The sequence below is a fragment of the Acinetobacter sp. Colony158 genome (assembly GCF_019264745.1).
Lineage (GTDB): Bacteria > Pseudomonadota > Gammaproteobacteria > Pseudomonadales > Moraxellaceae > Acinetobacter > Acinetobacter ursingii.
Genome location: NZ_CP078523.1, coordinates 1,764,170 through 1,764,499 on the forward strand (window position 1 = coordinate 1,764,170; position 330 = coordinate 1,764,499).

The 330-nt window shown below is 36.1% G+C and carries 1 rRNA gene (running past one end of the window); it reads left to right on the top strand.

From position 1 onward, the window contains the following. Positions 1 to 261 precede the first annotated feature (261 nt). Positions 262 to 330 (top strand): 16S ribosomal RNA (locus JR005_RS07245) (it continues 1,470 nt past the right edge of the window).

The following is a 330-nucleotide window of genomic DNA, read 5'->3' on the forward strand; positions in this document are numbered from 1 at the left end:
GAGTTTTAAAAATATCTAAATTGCCTGTTGACTTTTAAGAGATTGAGAGTAATATAGCCGACCTAGCTTGATGCTGACGAAGCATGAAGAAGATCATTAAGAATATAGAAGAACAACTTGTGTGGATTTTTACTAATTGATTGATCGAAATATTATCATTGATTGATTGGTTTAAATTACTCGAAGTTTATTTGGGAGAATTTGTCAGTAATTGATGAGCCAGAATTGGCGTCTTGTCTTAACTAAGACGCGAAATGATTTTAACTGAAGAGTTTGATCATGGCTCAGATTGAACGCTGGCGGCAGGCTTAACACATGCAAGTCGAGCGG